Source organism: Endozoicomonas sp. ONNA2, assembly GCF_024606365.1.
GTDB lineage: Bacteria > Pseudomonadota > Gammaproteobacteria > Pseudomonadales > Endozoicomonadaceae > Endozoicomonas.
The window spans coordinates 1-2,269 of sequence record NZ_JAHHPO010000198.1 but is presented as its reverse complement, the minus strand read 5'-3'; the positions used below and the strand labels follow the sequence as shown (position 1 = coordinate 2,269).

At 39.8% G+C, this 2,269-nt stretch carries 1 protein-coding gene; it reads right to left on the bottom strand.

Features of this window, described 5'->3' with window-relative positions; translation table 11 throughout:
* Positions 1-343 precede the first annotated feature (343 nt).
* The gene (locus KDK14_RS03565; protein ID WP_257263647.1) at positions 344-1,963 is read right to left on the bottom strand and encodes a serpin family protein; all 1,620 of its coding nucleotides are present in this window, start codon (positions 1,961-1,963) and stop codon (positions 344-346) included.
* Positions 1,964-2,269: the final 306 nt, after the last annotated feature.

Genomic DNA, 2,269 nt, shown 5'->3' with positions numbered 1-2,269 from the left:
GGCTGCAGCAAATGCATGTTAATAAGCCTTTTAATAATAAGGTGCTGGCAGCACTGCTTCAATTTGGACGTTATAAAAAACTTCTGCCATGAGGACAAGTTAATTAAATTAGCACCAATGCGGTTGTGTTATTGAATTAGTGGTTAATACTGCTAATATTCCCGCAATTCATCCGGAAAATCGAATATTTCTGGCTACTTGCCCTGGCATTAAACGGAGCGAATGCGGCACGTTCCACGACAATGCCTGGTGAATTGTTGACCGATATTCTCAAGCTGCTTCTTTGAAAGTTTTGTTAAAGAAAAGCCGGAGGTGATTAATCTCCGGATTCAGGATTATATTGTCAAGAAGTTAAATTCTTATGCAGTACTTTCCAAGGCTTGAATGAAACCTCTATTTGAATAGGATTGAAAATTTTCCAAATACGAACCTGTCTTGCAAGATTTTTTCCAATTAATTTTGATATTCTATCTTCAATCTCTACGGCTTCTTTCGGAGAATTAACCTCGATTGTTAATGTAGTTTTATCTGCCTTGGCACTTATAATATTAATCTCCCCATTCGGATTAAGCTTGGGTTGTATTAAAGTGCTCATATCAACTTTGTGATCAGATGAAACAACTGCGTCATCAGAAAAAATAACTGAGCCATCAGATGAATCAACTGCGTTATCAGATTCGTCATCAGTTGTCATATCATCGACGTTCAGGTTTCTAGTGGAGGTGATCCTGGGCCCATCAAGCTCCAAAAATTTGTCATCCTTTATTACCAATTCAAGCAACCGATTACCCTCGCTGTCTATAATGCCAATGTAGCCAGGGCAGTCAAAGTCAAAGCAAGGAGTTGGAGCCAAGGACCTGGTAATAACTGCCATGGCCGTGGCAATGGTACCGCAGGCACCCTTTTTATCAATGGATGCTTTGATCTTCTGAACCATGTGCAGATCATTATCACCGGATGGAATGCCTAAACTTGTTAAATCCTGAGCTTCTATGGAGATTCCCAATGCCTGTGAAATTTTCTCTAGCAGACCAGTATTACAGCTGTCCGCTACCTCTATTTTGGGTAGCTTTAGCTTATGCTTCTCTTTATATCCATTTAAATTACCAATCAGATGATTAATCGTATCAGAATCAAGGTTGTTAATTGCTGTCGCATTTCTTTTTTTCGGTTTTATCGCAACCAATTTAAGATCTTCTCCATTCACAGATCGGAACTCTTTGGCAATGGCAGAAAATTCTCTGTAACTTGCAACATGAAAATGATCCGTTGCACACATCATCTTTACGTTATCAATATACGTTCCTTTTGCATCCAAAAAACTGTCAGTAGCCATTTCATCGGATGAAAAACCTTTCTTCCATTGAAGCCGAAATTCCATAACATTACCTATAACCGCTAGCACATTTTCCCGCTCAAGTTCAGTCAAACCATCAAATAACGTTGTAATTTTTCCTTTGGTTTTCTTCTTGACAAAATCGTCTGCGGTATCCGCTACATTCTTGTCACCATTTTCCAATTCCAAATTTTGGGTTAGATAACATTCAGACAGTGTCTGTTCAATTTGCTCATCGGTGGAAAAGGCTGTAGCAATAAAGTTAGCTAACGAGACTATCTGATCACTATCATAAGGGTGGTTTTTGCTGAATTCACCGAGCTTTTGATGGATTTTAGACTCCAGCTCCAGAGTCAGGGAGCCCGGGGGGATTCCCAGTAGCAATTCCTTCCTGGCGTTATCATCCATACTCGCCAGAGCCATGCCCAGAACCGGTGCCAGGCTGGCAGAAGATGCTGCCGTACTTTCGTTGCCTTTAATGCCCAAGAGTTCAAACGATACTTTATCCATCATTGTTTTAACAATATGAGAGGCCGACAAAGTGGCTTGGGATGAGACGTCTGGCAGATTTAATGACCGGGATGTCACTGATGATATTTGTTGGTTTGAATATGAAACAGGTCCCATAGTAAGTAAGCTCTCCTATATAATAATTGAGCAATTGAGCAAGTTGAATAAAAAGTTATAGAGGAATCTATGCTCACTGCTTATTATGCTTCGTAGCATAAGCAAGCTTAGTTAAATAGATATAAATTACGAGTAACTTCTCAAAAAAAGTACTGCGAAAACATAGTCCCATATTTCTACAGGCGTTACAGGTCAATGGCAATGTACGATTGTGCTTCATATTTACCAGCACTTTATGAACACATACAATTCCGGTGTTTGTCAACATAGTTGTCGCCTCAACTCACACAGCTTGACTTAGCTGCC